Raw genomic sequence first — 18,168 nt, 5'->3', positions numbered from 1 at the left:
AAACGAAAATATAATTAATTAAACTGTTGAATAAAAAATTAACCTAAGCGTTTTTGCACTGGTCCTAAATATTTTTCAATCACATCAGACATCGACATGGTTTTATGACCAGCAATAGAGCTGAGGATTAAATGGGCTCTAGCCTCCAGTGGTGTACTGATAACCCGGTGATCAGATTCTCTACAATCAACTTGCTTGTATTTTAAGTACACCGCTCGTTTTACCTTTTGCCAGGCCTGACTGTTGTTTTTAGCATCCAGCCACTCATCACACCACGCCTGTAGTTTGTTGACTTGCTCAGCTTCAGCAACTGGTACAATAGCTTGTAACACTGGTTGCGAGTCGTGTATTTCACTGGATAATTCAAACCGCTGTGACCAGTTATGATTGCCAATGTGGTTATTTAGATAACCCAGAATATCAAGAAAATTACGCTCATTAACCTGAATACTCGGCTTAGGCATAGCAATCCCCCATGAGCCAATCAACATCACTGCTATCAGCTGCTGGTGCTGAATACACGTCTGTTACCATCGTATCCCTTGCATGAGGGTTATCCAGGTCATCATCAAAGTTAATCCCATCAGCCCAACTTTGGTCTAACACTACTTCAGCTGTAGATCGTTGTGACCAGGCGAGATCATCGGTTTTGCGTTGAATTTTCTTTGTCAGTTGTTCCTGGTAATTAGCATTCGCCGTATTTTTCTTATCGAGTGCAGCTGTGATTTTAGCTGTTCGTCGCAAACTATTACGAAGAAAGTTTATCCCGTTCTGTACGTACAACAGGGCTCCACCAAGGTTAATTAAATACTGCCCTTTATTAATTTGAAAACTCTTGTAATCAAAAATCTTTGCTTTGATCTGAGATTCAAACTCTTGGAACTCCTCATCACTCAGTTTTTTTCGCATTTCATTGATTACAAAATCATCAACCGTTTCTTGTTTCGTTTCTGAGCAAGAAACGTTAGTAGTTTTTATATTCTTTAAATTATTCTTTAAAGAAATTGCATGATCTGTGCCAACTACGTCACAAGCCTTATTTTCTGCCGGCTCTAGCGGTGTTGATATACCCTCGACCATTTCCTCATTTTGCAGGGTTGTACAATCCTGCATTTTGCGGGTTTCGATTTCCTCATTTTGCGGTATTCCAGAAACTACGTGGTCTACAGACTGATTTCTCTCAGTTATATCAAGCTCTGTCTCACTTGCTTGTGTATTTTCTAAACTCGAAACCGCTTCATAATTAATGGTGTACCAAAGCGTCCTGACACCTCGGATACCTAACACACTAAAGTGCAAATGAGCGGTTTTGATTAGCTTCAATTTGCGTAGTTTATTTAATAAACGTTCGACCTTACTGGCACACCAATAAGGAAAAACCTTTTCGATTAATTCTTCGATAGTATGGTAAACCCAGTATTTCCCACCATACTTATGCAGACGATGATTAATGAAATTTTCTTTAGGTGTGAGCAAGTAATGAAGCTTGTTTAAAAATATCGCTTCATCCAAACCAATCTTTACTGCAAGCTCCTGCGAAACAACAACAGGGATATTACCAATTAATAAGCTATTTTTAGATGTGCGAGATCCCATACTTAACCCTACAAGCATGTATAAAAAATAAGTAACTAGTTTTTAAACGGCTAGAAATTGAACAACCAGCAACCTCGCTAGTTGCTCAGTAGCATTAGGCGTTTTTTTGTGCAATTAAATTTCGGGTAATAATACCTGTTGTAAACTTACACAAAATAACCCTATAACTATTCAGGTTAAGTAGGAGAAATGGATATATTTTACTCAAAACTGATACAGGTTTTGTCAATTTATTCATATTTGGACCATTTTATGGGGCAAAAGGTTGTAACTGATCCAGCCTGTACAGTATATTAAGCACTTCTATGTGTGTGCTTTTGTATACTTTTATATATTGTGTACAGGCTAAACTCAGCAGCGTTTTACGAAGCTGAACCACTAGACCTCAGTGTTGGCGCACTGGGGTTTTTTGGTATTTAGCCTTCAACTTTTGCATCAGTATCTATATAAACCGTCTATTTCAATACTTTGTGACACTAAAGTGTCGTATAATTTTCACCATGCCACTATAACAGCCTTAGAGCCTCTGTAAAGGGGTTAATGTCAATTAATCTATAATTGCCATGTTTTGCCTCAATTCGCTGCTACAGGCTATTTCACGCCGATTAGACGTACATCAAAAGCAGTAGAGTATACCAAACCACTGTAATTGCATACAGTGGTTTAGGCAAAATTAATTTGCAGCACATAGCACCCACTGAGCGCATAAAAAATACGCAGCAATGCAACGCCACAAACGGTTAGTTGGAATAAATAATGATCAAATACCGATCATTATAGTTATTGAAAAAAAGGGATTAAAACAAAACCCAGTGTTAATTAATGTATTCACTACTGTCTAACATGCGATTTCTCCATTTTTTCAGCAGAACTACTTGTTCGCATATAGTTAATTACAACACAACTGTTGGGCTTTATTTTGAAGGACAACGCCCCACCGTTTCACCCTTTGGTGGGCATTCAAAATAATGCAGGTATATACAAGGAAGACTACAAACATTTGTGATGCAAGTCAAACTATCGTACTGCTTTTTTGTTAGTTTTCGTGAAAGTTTGCTTTCACTTAACCAATGATGCCATTTTCGGTTGCTGTTATACATCAAATTCATTTTCATTCACGCTTTTTTGAACGAAAGATAAAGATCTAGCCTTAATTGAAACTGAAGTTACTTAATCAAAAAGACATCAGTTGAATTACACTATTTGGCCATGTGTCCAACAACTTTAGCCTTGTCATGCTCAGCAGCCAGCTTCCTATCGTGTTTTCCCTTCATTCATCTGCCCATAATTTTCAGGTTTACGCAAATTTTGGTTGTACACTATTGTTCAGTTAATTCTTTATTAATTAATCATAAGCATTATCTAACAAGAATAAATTAGCTTAACAATTAACCTACTAAAACGAATAATAAGGCTAGCACTAGATACTAGCGTAAGGGGGGGATATATAGAGCGTAGAGCTAATGTCGTCTTTGCCTTTCAATGCTCCCCAATAACGTTGAACAGTTCGTACTGATACACTCGCCACTTGAGCAATAGATTTCTGTGTAGCCTTTATGCCTGCTTCCACTAAATTTTCTATTGCCTGGCCTATTATCATCAAAGTACGCTGCTGCTTTACCTGCGCAACCTTAAGTGCTGCTAACACCTGACGCTGTTTAATTTCACCTCGATTCAGCGCAGCTGGCTTTCTAGTAACGAACAAATAATTTGAGCTAATGCCCAATGTGTCCAACCACGCTGCTAACGAGGCTTTTCTAAACTTATAGTGTACTTTGCGTGCGGTTGATAGGTTACGTAGTAGCTCTTCTTCAGGTAACTTGATCAATCGATTATTGATAGTTTTGATTTGTTCCAATGCCTTCTCTTCAGACATCATGTGTTTTAAAGCGATAAACAGTATAAAAGCCGTATTGTTACGCTTACCAACAGATACTCCCTGCTGAATATTGTTAAGGACATGGTAGTAAGTTTTGGCCCACCACTTACCTATCGTGTGCTTTCGAGTTTGTTTAGATTGGTCATTATGGTTTGGGTTACCGTTATTCGCTAAATTTGCGTTTCTTTTATAATCCTCCTTGCTTTGAGCATCTTTCTTTTTTGGAGGCTCTGTTGATATGCCTAACTGATTGGCTAGCGAATCAAATGTGTAGAAAGGTCCACCCAGTTTACTAAGGACAGTTCGTCCAGTACGACCATGAATAGTCCCAGGTGCTCTTAATACTCTAGCGGGTCCATGAGTCGCTGCTTTATCTACTTGCCAATAACGACCACCTGTTAGGCATTGGCTAATTGCACGACTAACTAATCGCCACTGCCTGACACGCCACCGATATGCTTCAACTGCCTCATATGCCCAGTATAAATGAACACCACCAGAGCCTGATAATACATAACCTGTCGGCATCGGAAGGCCAGACTGAGCAATTTGAGCAAAGACTTCTTTAACCACTTCGTCTTCCACTTCTGCAGAATAGTCTTGCGCTTTTTCTACTAGGTCAATTTCAATCCAGGTAGCATGTAATCTTGCTAATTGCCGTGTTCGACGCCAGTTAAAGAACTCTGCAGGAGAGAAATACACATCAACTGAACAACGGTTATCACCGATTTCAGGAATCCACTTCTCTGCCTGCAGTTTGAAATCAAGCAATGTAGTAACAGGCCGACCATTTTGGCGATTGCCTATAAAGCCCCAACGTGCTTTTTTTGCAGTGTTATTTTGTGCCCATAACGCACGACAGTATTTTTCTTGACCAACACCTAACAGCTTAAAAAACGCTGATGGATAGGTGGTCTTGTAGGTTATGTCTTCGATAAAGCCCCCTAGATAACAACACACTAGCTAGGAATAAACAGAAGACATACCTTACAACAGAATGGAAAAATCAACCGCTGATAAAAAATATCAGTGATTTGTAAATAGGGCCATTAAGAAATGAATTCAACTAATAAGCCCATACAAAAAAAGCACAATCAATAAACAGCATAATCTGCTTATTGATTTCCATTTAGATTAAATTATACAGTTTAGCTTACTAACTAACTGACAAACGCTCTAATGACCAACTATTATGTTCAGCTCTATACTTCAGTTTTTTTATATCATCCAAACTCACACCATCACTTTTCTGTATAAATAAAAGATCTTCATCTTGATATTTAAACTCAGACAAAATGCGATGGTCTTTTATTAATAGTTGTTCAAACTCCTCTTCTCCATCAGAACCAACATCGAGATACCCTGTTTTTTGGTAGCAAATAGACAAACGAAATGGTTCAAAGGCATATTCTATCAAGCTTGTTTTAGGCTTATTACATAAGGCTTGTAAAGCAGCATCAACACAAATACACACATCTTGTGCAATAGTTGCCTCCAAAGCGTCAAATCATCTACATGCGGGATTTGTTTATTTATATCATTTACAAATTCCTCATATGATAAAATAGCCTCGGAATTAACATTCTCCCATAACAAGTTCATGACCTTACGAAGATGCTGTGCATTACCCCAATTATTTTTTCTTAAAAAAGCTTTATACATTGGAAACAGCCTTTCTGAACAACATAAGAAATATACAGCTACTAGATGGGTTTTCCAACCGATCTAGTAGCTTTGCAGTTTGTTCAATTTTATTTTCTAAGAGATACATGCTCTATACTATCAAATTCCATTTTATGCTTAATTTTTACTCATACTCCCAATCCAAGTTCTCTTCATCTCCATTATAGTATTTTTCGATTGCTAAGATTGCTGTATTTTTATCAACTACTATAGAGGTAGTAAATTCTGCATATTGTCCACCTGTACACAGCTCGACAAATTCATCATCATCACCATCAAAATTTAGTAGTGTTAAGTTTTTTTCTGTTGGATCTATTGCCGTTACTACAAAACTATCTGGACCACCACCTATTTGTAATTGCCAGTTATCGTTTCTCTCTACACATAATAAAGTATGCATTTGACCATCAAGAGTATTAAGCAAACTAACTGCTTTCTCCATATCACAATTTTCATACTCAATATCTTCACTTAAATTTCCTATAAGCTTATCTACAATAAGTTTAATGGGTAACCCTACTTGCTTTATATATCCTATACTGATAATCTCAATTACATTTTTTAAGGAAAGATATAATACTCATCCTAAGACTCTCTACTGTTTCCACATAGCACAGAAATTTTCGAAACTTATTTCCATCTACGGCTATCCAATTAACGATTGAGTCAGAATTATAAATAGAATTCTCCTGCAGTATTTTTATAAGTTCTACAGTATTATCAGGCTTCTTTTTCAAGAAAGTTCTGACAATACCAATAACTAAGTCAGCCCTGACTTCAACCTCTCCTAGAATAGAAGGAACATCTTCCTCTGCTCCCCACTCAAGGTCATGCAAACGTTTCCTATCTGAAGAACTATTGGAAAAACTTTCTTCTAATGAGATAAGGAGAATTTCTAAAACCCTGCAATACATATTGATCATTTATTTATACCATAAGTTACAATTTTTCCATTACGTTCTATTAAAAATTCACCACTCTTTCTATTCCAACGTATAGCTCCATCTTCTAGAGCTTTTTGTTTAGCACCTTTTTTATTGAAGTTAGCAGCTTTCCGTAGATATTTTACAATATCATTACCAAAGCCATGTCTTTTAGCATGGTCTCGTATACTATCTGAAAGGGTATGGTAAGTAGCTTTATCCCACTTGGACATCAACTGCTTGGCTTCTGTTAGAGGAATACCTTTTAAATTTCCAACACCACAATCACACTTCATATTGTGCACAAAAGCTTGCTGTTCGCCAGCAAAATAGGTATTGAAGTCTGCAACTGTAAGGTTGTAAGTGTCTTCTATACGATGTAACGGTGTTAGGCTGATAACTTCCAGTGTCTTATTTTGATAAGCCTCTACTACCATGCCTGGTTCAAGCTTGGCTGAGTCTACCCAGCCTTTGCCTTTCACCCAAAATGGATGGTTATCGGTTACTTCTATGGTTTCTTCTATTCCTTTCGCATTTTTTACCACTAATGCATAAAGTGGTTTTCCTTCTGTTAACCCGAATATTTCATCAGAAATCAAAGAGTCAGGGCATTCTGGCTAAACAGTTTGCTTTATTTACCGACAAGCCTTGGTGGCTCCAAGGCTAGAGGAAAATGGATCAAAATGTAACGCCAGAAGGTTCTGAAATTTGATAAACAGACATGAGTGAAACTTTAACTACCCACATAACTACTGTGGTCTGATGGAATATTTGGGTTATTATCCGATCAGTAACAGGCTTTAATGCAACCTCTCCTGTTTCTGAATTTTTTGGAATAGACTTTTTACCCTACTTACTTCACTTTCATTTCTGGAAGCAAGCTGCCGGCATTAACATTTCCAATTAAAGAAGCAAAAACATTATTTACCCTTCATTTATAATTTCTTTGATTTTATTCTTTGTCTCATCATGCCTCAGCCTTTTTAAATAATTAAAAGAGTCCTTACCATCACTGTCTTTTATAAAAGGGTCTGCACCATGTTTTATAAGCACGGAAACACCTTCTACATCATATACAGAAATAGCGTACATTAAAGGTGTTAACTTACCTATATTAGTTACTTTATTTACATCAGCTCCATAATTCAAAAGTATCTTGGCTGCTTGAGCACCTCCAATACTTCCTTCATAAAAGGCTAAGGATAATAAAGGAATACCATCAGCATCTAATGTATTTGGGTCTCCCCCTTTCTTCAATAAGTTTACCAACTCATCAAATTGTCCATCAACTACTGCTTTCTCTAAACTCACTTTACTACAACCAGACACAAGAAAAACAAGTGATAAAATAATAGCTAATTTTTTAATTTTCATTACCTATATACCGCCTAAAAACAGCATTCTCTTTTTTACGAAACCCAAACTCAGAACTAATAATTTTATTGGCTGTAGCACTCATAGTTTCAAGTTTACCATCCTTAGTTCTATAAACAATTCCAACATGCCCTGTTGCATCCCAATAATCTTTTGCAATTGCCACAACATCTCCTGGTTGAGCATTTGTTACAACCTTCCATTTCTTTATCTTATAATTTTCATCAGCCCATTGACCAGCTAAAATTGGGTATTTCGGCCTACCTATGCCAAACCAGTTGAACAATACACCACCATTTACATTAGACATATTCACACCAGACTCCTTCAGTACATCATGTACAAATAAATTACACTTATTTGTATTTTCTGGATATGGGCCTTTGCTTTTTGAGTATGCCCACTCCTCACTCCAAAAGTATGTACTCGCATTTTTCGAAATGTTTGCTCTTGCTTGATTAATCAGTTTTGCAGAAGAGCCGTAGTAATCCCAGCCCGTCATATTCGTTGCCGCCCCTTTGGTCCATGTCCCCCAAGGGTCAACATTCATGACAGGATTATTCATTACATAGGCATAACGGTTAGCACCATCCACAAAGCCCATAGGGTCGGCTTGGGTAAAGCGGCCTATTTCTGGGTCGTAATAACGGTTTCTAAAATAAATCAGCCCGGTATTTTCAGGTTCTCTGCCAGCAAATCCAAATATCGAGTTAACAGGGTCAGACTCCTTATGTATATCTCCCCATGGTTCATACGCGGCCCAGGAGTCTAACTCCCCTTTTACATCTGTATAGGCAACAACTGATCCCAAAGCGTCTTGATGTAAGAAGTGAGTATTATTGGCTGAAATCCTCATTTCTGGTTGATCCAGCCCGGCGTAGGCATAAAAGCCTTTGGGCTGCCAGGCTTGATTATAAACCCCATGGATTTGACCACCGCTATAAAAATAGCGGTCGACATCGTAACCTCTTTCACTTGTCGTGGGGACGACTCGGGTTACCCGTTGCCCTGCATAATCATATAAATAATGCGCAAGCCACTGTCCTTCAAATGAAGCCTTAACCAGCTGATCCAATGTGTTGTAAGTAAAGGTTAAGCGCTTTTCACCGTATTTTTTCTCGATGAGGTTGCCATTTTTATCATAGGCAAACTGCCGTATAAGCTCTCCATCAGTACTGCCCTTATGCATCTTGAGTACTTGATGTAACACATTATGGGTATAGACGTGCTTTTCTTTCGCAGTTGCAAAATACCGTCGATTACCAAACGGGTCATAGCTCAACTGATTTTTAAGTTTATTATCAGTGCCTTCTACCTTAACTAAACGCCCCAAACCGTCATAACTGTAAAAGTCAGTAATAGTTTTGTTATTCGGTATTTGATGGGTTTTTCTGGTTAACTGACCGTGTTCATCATATTCATAAATCAGCTGGCTTATTATTTTTTCAGGTTTATCTGCCTGCTGTCGCTTGAAGTAAATACGGTTGATTGAGCCATCACGGTTATAGGCATATTGTGTTTTTATCCCATTGGGATAAAGCGCGTATTTCAAGCGGCCTGAGGTTTCATAAACATACTGGATGGAGTCAGCCCGTGTGCCTTGAATACCCGTTAAACGCCCCGCATCATCATAAGCGTAGTGAACAGCCACATTATCAACATTGATGTGTTTTAACAGCTTGCCGCCAGGGGAGTAAAAGTACTGAATCCCTTTTTTCGCACTTTGGTTATTGACCTTCACCTTCAAACGGTGCTGCTCATCGTATGCAAAAGCATAAGACTCATTATTTGAAGAGACAGATTGCAGTTGCCCTTGCTTATCGTATTGATAATTAGCAACGGTTGATAAACTGTCGTCTTCCACTGACTGATGTTCTTCTGACTTGAGCAAGCCCGATGGATAATAGCTATAAGTGCTTTGCTGTCCTTTCGCATCAGTACTGGTTTGTATTTGTCCTCGCTCGTTGTAGCTATAGCGCCAGGTATTATTTAATGCATCGGTTTTTGACAACATTCGTCCAAAGTCATCATAGGTATACGTCATTTGTAATTTGACGTTATCCTGTGAACGATCAGCAGCAGCGTTCGTATGCCCCGCATAAACGGCAATCAAACGGCCTAAACTATCGTAATGATGATGAGTCACTGGTCTGACCTGTTTTAATAGATCATCTTCATAGACTGGTTGAACAACCCTGACTACCCTACCCAGCTCATCATAATCGGTCAGGGTAGTGCGCCCGGCACTATCCGTGACTTTAATGACCTGGCCTAATGTGTCGTATTCAAAGTGAGTATCCCGTAAAGGTAGTACATTATTACTCTTGTCTTTTAGTGCGTAGTTAGGGCGAGTAATGGTTTTTAACAGACCATTTTGTTCAGCGCCGTAATAGGCATAATGGGTTGTTACTCCATCTGCTTGTTTTTCCCACAACACTCGGTTAAGCAGATCATAACGACTTTCTGATACACGGCCACTAGGGTCTATGGTTTTAATTAAGCGGTTACTGGCATCATATTCATAATGCACACTGTAGCCGTCTGGGTTAGTGCTTTTGACAATGTTGCCAGTGGCATCATGTTCATAGTGTACTGTGGCACCGGCATGGTTATAAGTTGCTAATAAACGGTTAGCTTTGTTGTATTGGTGTACCGTTTGATCAGCAACATTTGGCTGACTACTTTGCCCATCCAACAGCATTAAGCTATTACCCAGTGGCAAGCCACTTTTGTCATAGCTGTAATACCACCAGTTACCAAAACGATCTTTACTGCGGGCTAATTGGCCAATTTGGTTGTATTCACTGTGCAGCGGATAGTAAGACTCATCGTAGCCTTTAATTAATTTGCCGCGTTTGTCGTATTCCAGGGTAAAGGGGCCATCAAATTCATCATCAGCAATGACACCATCACCATTTTTGTCCCCAAAGTGCTGAACAGTGACTGGGTAAGCCCCTGTGACTTTATTTACCTTGTCTTCATACTGGTACACGCTGTATGGACCACTATCAGGATGGGTAAAATCACGCACCTGTCGGCTGATTTTTAAGGTGCCATTGGGATAATAAACATTACGGCTCCAACTCAAAATATGACTGCTATAGGCACCTGGGGATTCTGGGCTAAATGGGGTGTTATGGACTAAACTGGCTGCGGAGGATTTAAAGGTGACTAAATCCGTTAAATTACCGTGTTGATCATAAACATGCCGTTGGTAATGCCCTGCCGCGTTTTTCACTAAGCCTGGCTGACCAAACTCATTATGATCAAAGTTTTCGACAATAGCCTCAGAAGGCAATATCGTTTTGGCGTTATTGCCTTGCCCGTCGTATTCATACCGCGTTAAATACCCCATTGGATTATAATAATGCGTCATTAAATACGGGTTATTCGGGTTTTCGTATTTATACTCATGCACCCCACCATTGTGATCAATGGTTTTTATTCGCATCCCCTCTTTATTGAAAAAATAATGTTCTGTGTGCCCTCGTTCATTGGTAAATACCGATTCACGACGGAAAGGGTTATAGGCAAAATGGGCAGTATTACCTACTGCATTATAATGGCGAGAAACCTTACCATTGGCATAATATTCAAACGTCATTTGATAGCCATTGGCATAAGCAAATGACTTCATGGCATGGTGCAAATAAGGGCCGTCTTCTTTGCCATAATAGGTATAAGTTGTGGCTGGCTCATCTCCACTTAACGGGTTGTAATAAGCGGTTAACTCCCCGGTTTCATCATTGTATTGGTAGCGATATTCATTACCTGTCCAATCCTTCAATACCGATAAACGTTTTTGATTGTTATAAGTAAACGTGAGCTGTCGTCCATCAGGGTCAGTCACCGTACTTAAACGATTATCCTTGTATTGTAAGGAGAGTTTGTTGCCATGACGGTCAACAATCGCTACCAGTTGGGCTACCTCACCTGCTTTACCCGGTACATTGCTAAAGTGGTAAGCCAGGCCGCTTTTCTCGGTTAAAACAAAATACTCATTTTCCCTATTTTTCTGGCGAGTGAAGGTAAAATAAAACCCATCAGGTATACCAGCTACACCGGATGCTAATTCAATGGTTCCATCAGACCTAAACGCTGTTGTTGGTACTTTAATAAATTTCTTACCGTCCATACCATCAGACCAAACAATGGTATCAACTTTGCCATTGGCATCATCATCTAAAAATAATAAATAGTGATTAAAACTGTGGGTCCAGCCATAGCCCAAGGGACCATCTTCCCGTGCCAGGCTATTATAAGAACGCTTGAACACCACCGGCATACCACGGGCAGGTAAGTTCAGATCAGTTTCATGGTGATACATATTCCCTGTCACCATATTCACTGGGTCGCCCGCCCAGGTGGATAACACATTACCCCCTAGCGACACAACAGAATTAACTGTATGCAAAATATCCAGGGCTTTATTAAACGTATTAAGCGCAGACTCAACCCCATAATTATTATTGACACTCAAACTGGAGGCTAAAATCGTGACTGCATTTAAACCAAAGCCAGAGTCCGGGTTATAACGATTAATATTCCAGTTAACATTGACATTCCAGCTGGGTGGACGCGGTGGTGGTGAAGGTGGTCTTAGGGTATAGCCCCCGTCGTATGGGCCAATGGCAAATTGAGCCTCTTTTGAACTTAACCTAGCAAATGCAGCACCATAAAAACCTTTGTAATCAACTGGTTTTGCAGTTGCATAAAAGGTGTTACCTGCTCGATTTAATTGATCTTTAAAATAATTTTGATGATAGTATTTATAACACGGTTTACTAGTTTTTGTTACACAAGCATTACACTCTACTTTAGAACTATTGATAACATTCCTACATGAACTTGGATCCCACCATATAACAATTGGGCAATTAGGGTAAGGGTCACATGTAATACTTTGTACCCCACAATATTCACAAAAAATAAGTTTATCTAACTCTTCAGTTTTGCTCACAACAGCAACTGGATTACCTGTATCAGTTGAATACTGCAACGCACTCACCGTACTTAAGGTTTCCCTTAAAATGGTTTCCTGCCAGATATAACTCTCATAAAATGAGCTGGCTGCACCCACTGTATAAAAAATATTTTTATCGAACTGGCCAAATTGGTTATCAATGGGGCTTGATACCATACCTGGCGCGTCAATAATAAAATTATCTGAATTAATGGCGTAAGGCAGATCAAATAGGTACTTAATATCGGCTCTGGTTCGAGTCAGTGCCATATGGTACTGGCCGTTATTTAAGCCGTTGGCCAGGGCAGCGATAGCTTCGCCTTCCTTTTCTACATAGTGCATGTACTTCAATAGCACGACATCCAAAAAGTCACCTAATACCGCATCGGTATGTTTCCAAGGTGCCGACTGGTATTGAAAAATATTGCTTAACAGGTTTTTAACCCGCACTTGCAGCATTTTATCAGACGCTTGCCGGGCATATCCCTGCAGGGCATACACATCAAGTAAGGTAATACCATCAAATTCATCCGACGCAAACACCCCGTCTTTCGATAGATTTTCCAGGGTTATTTTGGCGTAGGTAAAATTGTCACCCTCACATAAATTGAGTTGTGGCTGATTAATCAGGGTGATGGGCTTGCCATATACATTCAACACCGGTTTGACAGTTAACTGGGTGGGGCATGCTAATGCCTCACTTTTACCCGCCCGCCAGTTATCCAACCGTTGTTGTGTTGCTGCACCTACACCTGCAAAGTTCAAGGTAAGCCGGCTACGAGCCATATCAATTAAATTAACCGTTGCAAGGTGGGTATCGTTTAACGACACTTTTAGCTTTAGTCGATAGGCATCCGGTATTGCTGCAATGGCTGACTGGTTAGTGCCTTGCCATTGAGTAAAACGTTTCACTTTATAAGGCAAGGTGGTTGGTAACGCTTCCAGTTTTAAAGGCATTAATTCCCAACGATCCATCACCTGATCCAGCGTAATATTAGGCTCTTCTGCCCGTACCTGGGTTAATACCGCCTCTTGATAATATTCCAGCGGGGTTTTTATAGTGCGTTTAGAGACATATTGCTCAAAATCAAACTTCACCTCATGTTTTTTAGTCGCTGGAATATACTTGCGGTATTTAAAGCTACTATCCAGCGCTAACCAGCGGTAACTGTCGGCTGTTTCTGATTGGCCACGGTCTTTACCATAAGGAAGGCAGGTTTCAACCCACACATGGCTCATGGCTATACTGCGAGTTAGATAAAATGTTTCGCCTTCATCTGTATACAAGGTCATGGTATTCAATAGCTGTTTAGCACCCTGCAAGGTCGCCATTTTCAACCAGCCAGTATGGGCTTTAGAGGCTTCTAAAAAGATTTCCCCTTTGACATAGCGGGCGGGATAACCCGATGCACGCAATAAGGCAATGAGCAAAGTAGCATGCTCCATTGCATTACCCTTCTCTGCTAATAAGGTGGTGGGTGCATCTTTGGTGATGCCGGGGCGTGGCTCAAACTCAACCTGGTTAGTGACATATTCCAGTATTTGTTTAGGTGAGTGATTTAGTTGTTTTGCGAGGGCTTTGATACGCTCATCTATCACTACCTCATTAGTCGCAGCCAAATCCTGAGCCTGTTGGGAGTCATTACCGGCATAACACTGAGCCAATAATTCTTCACGAGCAGATACCGGTTCAGGTGCCGTTGCCTCTGCCCTATAGGCTGGTGAATGGGTAAAGCCATTTGCAGTCACATCATAAACAAACGGCTGTTGGCGTACTTGCTGCCACTTGGCAATTAACGCATGAGTTTCATTAATTGCAATAAGTTGATCTTCTCGGTTATCAGCCGATTGAATCTGTTGTAATTGTTTTATTAATTGTTGATAACGCTCAGACACCTGTTGATTAAAAGTCACTTGTTCTTCATTGTCTGCAGCCACTGCATGACTGCCCCGGGCTCCTGATACTGTTGGCTGAAATTGCTGCTGCCAAGTAGTCTGTAATGATTGCCACTGCGTTAATTCACTATCCAATGATGAAGTGGGTGAGCTATCAAATAAACGACGAATACGGCCTGTTAAACCACCGTTATTTTCCAGATTATTTTTGGTTTCCACTAACGTTTTGGTAGTTGCTTCCAACTGTTGGTCAATGGCGGCTTGTAATTCAGCTAAATTATCTTCCCGAGTAAAACTGTTTAATACCGGTAAATACGCTTCACTGGGAATGGGGACTGTATTTTCAATGGCTGATAAATTAAGCGTAAGCAGGCTTAATGAGAAAGCCATGCTATGAAGTAATGTGCGGCTACTGCGCTTCATTGCAATATCTCATGTGTTAAATTTTAATTTTTTTATTTGTGTTTGGTTTGCTACAACAGGTAATCCAACACAATCTGTAAAGCAGGTTCATGTACGGCTGGATGGCGTTTTTGTTTTACTTCTTCTCCATCCTGAATACCATCATTATCCGTATCGGCTAACCTGGGATTTGACTGCCATTGATATTCCTGCAGGTTATTCAGCTGATCTTGATCAGGGTCTTGTTTAGCATCTGCCGGGTTATTGGGATTCAGCCGGTAACGCACCTCAAAACCATCTGGCATCTGATCATGATCACTGTCATTGACAAAGGGCTGGGTTGCTGACCAGTATTCCTCTACATGGGTTAAGCCATCTGTATCAGTATCATCCAATGCATCAGCGGGATTAAAATCATTTAAGTGATGGTTGGCTTCAAAGCGTGCCAGCATATAATCATTATCATTGTCTGCCTCTGGCGAAGACACATACACAGGAACAGACACCACCTGTTGTGAACCGTCCGTCAGCTCAATAATGTAGATCCGCATGTATAAGCCTGGTTGTGACAATAACCCATTTGTTGTGGGTAGTTCAGTAATGACTTGAACCACCTTCCCACCTAATGGGTCAAGCGCTGGTAAATTACTGCCAGCTAACACACTCACCATTTTTAATCGGGTTTGAACCACGCCATTACTCTCTGGCTGATAAATAGCGGGTGGATCATATTTATTAGCATCACGGCCCACTGCCGCTTCAAGACTATCCGGTAACCAGTCGTCATCCGTATTTTTTAGAATGATACCGTCTGTATCCAATGCGTTAACCACCAGTGCAGTGATTAATACATCATTTTTCCAGCTACCATTTGACTGCATTTGTTGTATTAAATAATCCCGCCCTTTTTTCAAGGTATCGGTAAATAGCAAAGGCTCTGGGTGAAACACCTTAAATATTTGCAGTGTTAATAACGCTTCAGCGGTTTCATAAATAGCCAGGTTAGGTGTATCCGTAATCGCCCCGGATGCTTGCTGATGGCTTGCTAGCCACAAAGCACCCGCTTTTGCGTAATTACCGTAATTGGGTAGATAACCTTTTTCCCGTTCTTCAGCTGTTTTATAGCGCACAATCACCGAGTGCATAAAACGAGCAGCATAAGCCGTTGGTAAGACTTTTTCTGGCGTTTTTTTACCATGAAAAATATCGGCATATCCCCAACCATGACCCTTAGGATCAGTAAAATGACCTGGGGTGTCAGTGTGTTGAAGCGCCTGGAATGGATACGCATAATAACGGGAAATAGCCATATCATTATAATTACCAGAAGCCATCATGGCTAAGCCACTCAGTGCTGTATCAATTAACGTGGTTTGAAAACGAGGCTTAACCGACCAGGTATAAGCATCCTGCCATTTATCTCCTACTTGAAAGGACACAGTTCGCTTTAATGTTTTTAGCTTATTAATAAGGGAATAGGGTATTGCAGCCGTTTTTTTCAGTACGACTATTTGTCGAGCCAATGTGGCTGCATCTTCTCCTGGGTGATTGGCCAACCAAGTCACCGCCCGTTGATACTCAATACTTCTAATGTGGTGGTGATAGAGCGCATCAACAGCAGCTGTTGTCAAATGAATCGCTTCAGCTCCTTCTCCCCAACTACCATCACGTTTTTGTTGAGATAATAAATACCCCAAACCCTGCTCAATTTGAGTTTGATAAGGGCTTGTCACTTCGTTATTGGGTTCTTCTGCTTGCAGTGAGCCAGTACTGGCAAAAAAACAGGCACAGCAGAGCGCCGCCAACGGCTTCAAACGAAACATTGGCTTCATGTCATTACCTAATTTTTTAATGAATTAAATGTAAATCAGTTTTTGACGGCAATCTGGTCAATCACACATGTTGTTGCTGTTTGATTGAAGATCAGATCCACTGGCTGTTTGGTTTTTTGAGAAGATAAAAGTGCAGTAAATTGCTCCCTGAAATTAGGGTTATCTTGTTTGGTAAGTTGTACCTGTTGCTCCGAAGTACTACATTTTAAAGCGGATAATGAATCAGATAAAACAACATCAATATTACCGCTGCGACTAATATTAATTGATTGGATAGCAGCTTTTTGACATGAATAGTTGGTACACTCCCCTGCTAAGGTAGTGGATGATAACTGAGTAGATAGCAGGAAAACTGCAGTTAAAATATAATTCCGTTTCATAATACACCTAGTAATTAATTCTTGAATAAACGATCCAATGTCTACTACTTAAAGACCTGGTTATTATAGTTCACCTGCAGCTGACAATATCAGGTGAAATCCTTCATAAATGTAAGACAATTATCACTTATATAGTGGTTCCTTGCCTGACTTTATTATAGGTTTAAGTGAAAACAGAGTACTCTTTATAAATCAAGAATAGCTTCTGCTTTCGATAAATTTTTTTCTCTTTTTAAAGCAAAGTAAGCATGCATTAATGCTTCATGCCGTTTATTGCAGGTTGCATGATATGACAATAGACCTAATGTCAGGCTATTACCTTGCTTGATCGGTTGTTTTTGCTCTTCTGCTTTTAATTCGTCTAAGATCCACTTTAATAAAGTGGCAGAACAACTTTCAGCGTTGTTATTGGTTCTTACATATTCCACTGGCTATTATCCCTCAATTTACTACACCCTGTATACACTTTAAATAAAATTTTTAAATTCAATTTACACTCATTTGTCACATTCATAGTTGATAATTTCCTCCATCTTTCCACCCTTTTATAGACACCACCAGCACGAAAACGACAGTAATTACTAGATTCCATAGGCTTCCCTCATTAATCAAGCTAAGTGCTAAATAAATAGCCAGCACGCCACCAATAGCGCTTATCACATCAAACATCCATTTCATTTTTCTAAATCTTCTACATTAATAGGTACACAGTTAAGTAGTTATCAACGACTAGACAGTCGATAGTTTTTTGTTTCTACTTTTATTATTTTTTAACCTGAACAGTACAACAGTGACTTCAAGAGTTAATAAGCTCTACCACACCACACTCGTTGTATTGCTACGGCTGCGTTTAACTGCTATTTTTACTTTCTTCATTATTGACTCAGCAAGCAGGCACAGCTTATTATTCCTGCAGAAATATATAAGGCAAACAATGTGCCAATTTATAAATATTGCTAGAGTCCAGTAATTTAGCGGTTTGGAATTACTTAGTAGCAGAAAATCTAAAAATACTTAGTGTTCGAAAATGAACAGTTAGTGTCCGATACCGAATACTTTAGCCTGGAAAAGCCAGTACATGGAGTAACAGGATTTTGAAAGTACCAATGAATAAAGACAATTTATCCAGTATTCTTATCGTTGATGACGATAAAGAAATACTTACTTCCGTCAAACTATTACTTAACTCGTCTTTCGATATCATCCAACTTTGTGATGAACCAAAACAGATACCAATTTT

Annotated in this window: 14 protein-coding genes; all 14 read right to left on the bottom strand. The window is 39.6% G+C overall.

Annotated features, from left to right (window positions below; genetic code table 11):
- Positions 1-38: 38 nt before the first annotated feature.
- The gene (locus tag OQE68_RS29175) at positions 39-491 is read right to left on the bottom strand and encodes a hypothetical protein (RefSeq protein WP_266195966.1); all 453 of its coding nucleotides are present in this window, start codon (positions 489-491) and stop codon (positions 39-41) included.
- Positions 457-1,596, bottom strand: coding sequence for a hypothetical protein (locus OQE68_RS29170; protein WP_180571417.1), 1,140 nt, complete (start codon positions 1,594-1,596; stop codon positions 457-459). Before OQE68_RS29170 ends, OQE68_RS29175 begins: the two co-directional genes overlap by 35 nt.
- A gap of 1,420 nt (positions 1,597-3,016) precedes the next feature.
- Positions 3,017-4,435, bottom strand: coding sequence for a hypothetical protein (locus OQE68_RS29165; RefSeq protein ID WP_266195965.1), 1,419 nt, complete (start codon positions 4,433-4,435; stop codon positions 3,017-3,019).
- 196 nt (positions 4,436-4,631) lie between these two features.
- The gene (locus OQE68_RS29160) at positions 4,632-4,973 is read right to left on the bottom strand and encodes a hypothetical protein (RefSeq protein WP_266195964.1); all 342 of its coding nucleotides are present in this window, start codon (positions 4,971-4,973) and stop codon (positions 4,632-4,634) included.
- Positions 4,889-5,200, bottom strand: a complete 312-nt coding sequence (locus tag OQE68_RS31090) for a DUF416 family protein (protein WP_353620500.1) — start codon at positions 5,198-5,200, stop codon at positions 4,889-4,891. Before OQE68_RS31090 ends, OQE68_RS29160 begins: the two co-directional genes overlap by 85 nt.
- Before the next feature lie 82 nt (positions 5,201-5,282).
- On the bottom strand, positions 5,283-5,600 hold the full coding sequence (locus tag OQE68_RS29155; protein ID WP_180571983.1) for a hypothetical protein: 318 nt from the start codon (positions 5,598-5,600) through the stop codon (positions 5,283-5,285).
- A gap of 106 nt (positions 5,601-5,706) precedes the next feature.
- Positions 5,707-6,081 (bottom strand): hypothetical protein, encoded by a 375-nt coding sequence (locus OQE68_RS29150; RefSeq protein ID WP_180571984.1) that lies wholly within the window; start codon positions 6,079-6,081, stop codon positions 5,707-5,709.
- Positions 6,078-6,680, bottom strand: a complete 603-nt coding sequence (locus OQE68_RS29145) for a polymorphic toxin-type HINT domain-containing protein (RefSeq protein WP_266195963.1) — start codon at positions 6,678-6,680, stop codon at positions 6,078-6,080. Before OQE68_RS29145 ends, OQE68_RS29150 begins: the two co-directional genes overlap by 4 nt.
- 325 nt (positions 6,681-7,005) lie before the next feature.
- Positions 7,006-7,455 (bottom strand): ankyrin repeat domain-containing protein, encoded by a 450-nt coding sequence (locus tag OQE68_RS29140; protein ID WP_180571826.1) that lies wholly within the window; start codon positions 7,453-7,455, stop codon positions 7,006-7,008.
- Positions 7,445-14,737 (bottom strand): RHS repeat-associated core domain-containing protein, encoded by a 7,293-nt coding sequence (locus OQE68_RS29135; protein ID WP_266195962.1) that lies wholly within the window; start codon positions 14,735-14,737, stop codon positions 7,445-7,447. Before OQE68_RS29135 ends, OQE68_RS29140 begins: the two co-directional genes overlap by 11 nt.
- A gap of 50 nt (positions 14,738-14,787) precedes the next feature.
- Positions 14,788-16,548 (bottom strand): hypothetical protein, encoded by a 1,761-nt coding sequence (locus tag OQE68_RS29130; protein WP_266195961.1) that lies wholly within the window; start codon positions 16,546-16,548, stop codon positions 14,788-14,790.
- A 35-nt stretch (positions 16,549-16,583) separates the two neighbouring features.
- Positions 16,584-16,928: a hypothetical protein gene (locus OQE68_RS29125; RefSeq protein WP_266195960.1), complete on the bottom strand. Its 345-nt coding sequence runs from the start codon at positions 16,926-16,928 to the stop codon at positions 16,584-16,586.
- Positions 16,929-17,113: 185 nt separating this feature from the next.
- Positions 17,114-17,356, bottom strand: a complete 243-nt coding sequence (locus tag OQE68_RS29120; RefSeq protein ID WP_180571385.1) for a hypothetical protein — start codon at positions 17,354-17,356, stop codon at positions 17,114-17,116.
- A gap of 82 nt (positions 17,357-17,438) precedes the next feature.
- A complete protein-coding gene (locus tag OQE68_RS29115; protein ID WP_180571386.1) occupies positions 17,439-17,606 on the bottom strand; it encodes a hypothetical protein in 168 nt (55 codons plus the stop codon).
- Positions 17,607-18,168: the final 562 nt, after the last annotated feature.

This window comes from Spartinivicinus marinus (assembly GCF_026309355.1).
In the GTDB taxonomy this organism is placed as follows: domain Bacteria; phylum Pseudomonadota; class Gammaproteobacteria; order Pseudomonadales; family Zooshikellaceae; genus Spartinivicinus; species Spartinivicinus marinus.
Note: the sequence above shows the minus strand (reverse complement) of the source record. Positions and strands in the feature narration are given on the sequence as shown.

Excerpts from the sequence above, each read along its gene's own strand:
- OQE68_RS29140 (WP_180571826.1), bottom strand. The coding sequence starts at position 7,455 with ATGAAAATTAAAAAATTAGCTATTATTTTATCACTTGTTTTTCTTGTG.
- OQE68_RS29155 (WP_180571983.1), bottom strand. The coding sequence starts at position 5,600 with ATGGAGAAAGCAGTTAGTTTGCTTAATACTCTTGATGGTCAAATGCAT.
- OQE68_RS29135 (WP_266195962.1), bottom strand. The coding sequence starts at position 14,737 with ATGAAGCGCAGTAGCCGCACATTACTTCATAGCATGGCTTTCTCATTA.
- OQE68_RS29125 (WP_266195960.1), bottom strand. The coding sequence starts at position 16,928 with ATGAAACGGAATTATATTTTAACTGCAGTTTTCCTGCTATCTACTCAG.
- OQE68_RS29175 (WP_266195966.1), bottom strand. The coding sequence starts at position 491 with ATGTTGATTGGCTCATGGGGGATTGCTATGCCTAAGCCGAGTATTCAG.
- OQE68_RS29150 (WP_180571984.1), bottom strand. The coding sequence starts at position 6,081 with ATGATCAATATGTATTGCAGGGTTTTAGAAATTCTCCTTATCTCATTA.
- OQE68_RS29115 (WP_180571386.1), bottom strand. The coding sequence starts at position 17,606 with ATGAAATGGATGTTTGATGTGATAAGCGCTATTGGTGGCGTGCTGGCT.
- OQE68_RS29130 (WP_266195961.1), bottom strand. The coding sequence starts at position 16,548 with ATGAAGCCAATGTTTCGTTTGAAGCCGTTGGCGGCGCTCTGCTGTGCC.
- OQE68_RS29170 (WP_180571417.1), bottom strand. The coding sequence starts at position 1,596 with ATGGGATCTCGCACATCTAAAAATAGCTTATTAATTGGTAATATCCCT.